Here is a 3,460-nt window from a genome sequence, read left to right as displayed (position 1 = left end):
GAATTCAGCGGCGCGCGGCTTCTTGCGCGTCCGCTGGAATGACGGGTTGGGCGGCGGCGGCTTGCTGATATAAGAATTCCGGCGCAAGGTCTGCGCCATTGGGCCATGTGACGGTTTCAAGTTCCGGGTCTATAGTGGCTTGCGCGAAGACGTTCTCGTCTTTTAGCGGCTCGAACATGGGACCCCAAAGCTCGCTGCTCAGATCGACGGTACCGGACGTGCCGTCGTGGAAGCGCAGCCAAAGCCTATAGCCTTTCAAGGGCCTTAACTCAACTACCTTTGGAATCATGACTTACTCCAGTGGCTCGATCTTGTTCAACGGTTGCCTGGCCTGAGCGCGCTTCCAGTCTTCAAGCAATTCCGCTTGGTGGAAAGCGCGCCACTCCTCGACCAGGCGCAAAGCGCGAGTTCCCAGTCTGCCTTCCAGAACCTCGCCATTGTCTATGCGAACGGACGCTTGGTCGCCACCATACTTCGCATGAAAATGCGGTGGCGAATGATCGTTGTAGTACATCGCAATGATAATCCCGAAAAAACGGCTTACTTCGGGCAATCCCGTCTCCCAGATATACCGATCAACGCCATTATCCTCCCTGCAACCTCAGTTGCCTAAACGTCGGAATTGAGCGGGCGCGCACACAACTAAACAAGCATCCAAGGTCTCGCGGATGAAAGCAACGCTATTCGCGCTCCGCTCGAATGACTTGTTCGGCGGCGCGTTAATGAAATGCGACAAGCAAACACATTTAGGCTTTGCGGCGCGTGTTCTGATAGACGAGATGGAGCAACGCGCTTGCTGCTTCCTTTCAGACATTTACTTGTATTGAAGGATTGAGAGCGAGTTCTTGCCGGGATCCACGAACCACGCCGCTAATGCGTGTCCGATATCCGCGATACCGTCCAAAGTCTTCCCTCCAGTTGCATAAATTCTGTTGTGTAGTGGCAGAAGATGGCGTCGGTTAAGGGTTTTAACTAGTTTTAAGCTTTTCGCTGGACATCACCGTAGGTGACGTCCAGGCATCCAACAAGAAGGCTGATCCTATGATCAGAAAAGTATGGAAAGCGGCCTACGCTTCTCGGTATAATATGTTTGCCGAAACAGTAAGATCCGAGAAGGAGACCGCTTCTATGAAGTGTAGCAGAGCCTGCGTTCACTGCAAGACTCACAGCCTTCCTCAACTTCGCTTTGAGGACAGCCAACTGACCTCGTTCTCGGGGCTCATCCTCATTCAAGAGCTCTTCTCGCGTCTGGGGCTGAAGGAACGATTGCGGCGGTGTTTTGGCCATCTCACGGTCAGCCCCATTTTTGGCTATCCCACTCTGGTGCTGTGCTTGGTCGTGCACCTTTTGCTCGGATACCGGCAGTTGCGGGATCTGCGTTATTATGCGGATGACCCGTTGGTGAAGCGGACGTTGGGTTTGCGACGACTGCCCGATGTGGCCACCGTGAGCCGCGGGTTGACAAGGGCTGACCAAGACAGTGTCAAGCACCTCCAGGAGATGCTGCGGGAGATGGTCATCGCACGGCTGGTGGCCCTGAAACTCTCCCGGGTGACGCTCGATTTCGATGGCTCGGTACTGGGCACCTCTCGCTTTGCCGAGGGCACGGCGGTGGGGTTTAACCGCAAGAAGAAGGGCCAGCGCAGTTATTACCCCCTCTTTTGCACCGTGGCGCAGACCGGTCAGGTGCTCGATGTGTTGCATCGCTCCGGGAATGTCCACGACTCCGGGGGCGCCAAGCACTTTATCCTGCACTGTATCGGCGAGGTGCGCGCCGCCCTCCCCGCGGTAGCGATCGAGGTGCGTATGGATAGCGCCTTCTTCAGCGATGAGATCATCGGCAGCCTCGATGCCCAAGGCGTGGAGTATACGGTGAGTGTCCCCTGCGAGCGCTTCACCGAGCTCAAGAAACAGATTGAGCGGCGTCGCTGGTGGTGGCCTCTTGGGCAGGGCTGCGCCTACTTTGAAGCCTACTGGAAACCCAAGGTTTGGGAGACGCGCCATCGGTTCCTCTTTATTCGAACCCGAGTCAAACAGCAATATAAAGAACCGGTCCAACTCGACCTCTTCATCCCCTATGCATACGGCTACGAGTTCAAGGTCATTCTCACCAATAAGCGTCTCAGCGCTCGCAAGGCGCTTGCCTTCCACCAAGGCCGGGGCAGTCAAGAGGGGATCTTCGCCGAGCTTAAAACCGATAATCAGCTCGATTATGTGCCGACCCACACCTGGGTCGGTAATCAGATCTATCTCCTCTCGGTGCTGCTTGCCCACAACCTCGGCCGTGAACTCCAAATGATCGCCCATCCGCCTTCGCGCACAACGCTGGAGAAACGTCCCGCCTTGTGGGATTTCGCGCGCCTTGATACCCTCCGGTGTCGCCTTATCCAGCGCGCAGGCCGCCTGATCCGACCGCAAGGACAGCTCACCCTCAGTATGTCAGCCAATCAAGCGGTCCAGGAGGAGCTGTTACATTACCTCGCGGCTTTGAAAGCCGCCTGAGACCGTCCAACAACCAGAGTTTTTGCAACGTTAGTTAGGGTCTACTGTCCGGTCGCGTACCACCCACGCAGAGGCGGATTTCTGCCGCTGCCACTCGTCTCGAAGGTCGTCGAACAACTCCCGCTTTTTCCGAACCTTCGTAAGGTCTATCTCAACGGATATGACGAGCCGACGCTCAATCCTCACCTCGCTACCATAGTCCAGCAGCTCGCCCACCTGCCGGTAGAGATCACGCTGTTCACGAACGGCACGAACCTGACGCCTGATCTTGCGAACCGCTTAGCCCACACCGGCGCCGACCTGGAGATCGACATCCATCTTTCCGCGGTGGAGCGGCCGGACTTCGTGCGTATCCACGGAAGCCGGCAGTTCGATCGCGTGATGAAGAACGTGCGGTATCTGGCAGAGGAGTTCGATCAGTGGCGTCGGATAAACGTCTGCGTCAGCATGCAGGCGCTAGACAACCCGATGGATGATGCGCTTTACGAGACGTTGCAGGCCTATTTCGCAGACACCCGGTTGGTGACGTTCCGCTGGAAGCCGAATGATCGTGCAGGAATTCTCGGCGACACGCCGTACGGCCTGCACTGCCATCATGCGAAGCTGCGTGGCTGCTCGCTAAACAATCGAAGTCGCGAGTGGATTCACATCAACGCGACTGGCAACGTCGTCCTGTGTTGCCAGGACTACTTCGAATCACATGTTCTGGGCAACATCGCAGATACGACGCTCGATCAGATTGTAGAGTCCGATATACGACGAAAGTATCACCTGTGGACGATTGGGGAGGTGGAAGCGCCGGACGATTACATCTGCCGCCGCTGCGTGTTTGCCGTCGGTCCGGAGCCGTCCGCCTAATCCTCTCCGCGCCGTAATGTTGTGTTCCAGCGATAATGATTTTCTTCATGTCCGCGGGTGCCTGCGTGATCTCACTGCTGGATGCGCGAGCTCCTCATAC

Annotated in this window: 4 protein-coding genes; 2 read left to right on the top strand and 2 right to left on the bottom strand. The window is 56.5% G+C overall.

Annotated elements, in window-relative coordinates:
• Nucleotides 1-4: 4 nt before the first annotated feature.
• Nucleotides 5-289, bottom strand: a complete 285-nt coding sequence (locus tag M3461_00115; GenBank protein MDQ3772894.1) for a DUF2442 domain-containing protein — start codon at nt 287-289, stop codon at nt 5-7.
• 3 nt (nt 290-292) lie between these two features.
• Nucleotides 293-553, bottom strand: coding sequence for a DUF4160 domain-containing protein (locus tag M3461_00110; GenBank protein MDQ3772893.1), 261 nt, complete (start codon nt 551-553; stop codon nt 293-295).
• A 575-nt stretch (nt 554-1,128) separates the two neighbouring features.
• On the opposite strand from M3461_00110, the gene M3461_00105 reads away from it, so the two are divergent.
• Together M3461_00105 and M3461_00100 are read left to right on the top strand one after the other, a co-directional pair.
• Nucleotides 1,129-2,502 carry an IS1380 family transposase gene (locus M3461_00105; GenBank protein MDQ3772892.1) on the top strand — a complete coding sequence of 458 codons (1,374 nt, stop codon included), beginning with the start codon at nt 1,129-1,131 and terminating at the stop codon, nt 2,500-2,502.
• A gap of 87 nt (nt 2,503-2,589) precedes the next feature.
• Nucleotides 2,590-3,360, top strand: a complete 771-nt coding sequence (locus M3461_00100; protein MDQ3772891.1) for an SPASM domain-containing protein — start codon at nt 2,590-2,592, stop codon at nt 3,358-3,360.
• Nucleotides 3,361-3,460: the final 100 nt, after the last annotated feature.

The organism is Pseudomonadota bacterium, assembly GCA_030860485.1.
In the GTDB taxonomy this organism is placed as follows: domain Bacteria; phylum Pseudomonadota; class Gammaproteobacteria; order JACCXJ01; family JACCXJ01; genus JACCXJ01.
Note: the sequence above shows the minus strand (reverse complement) of the source record. Positions and strands in the feature narration are given on the sequence as shown.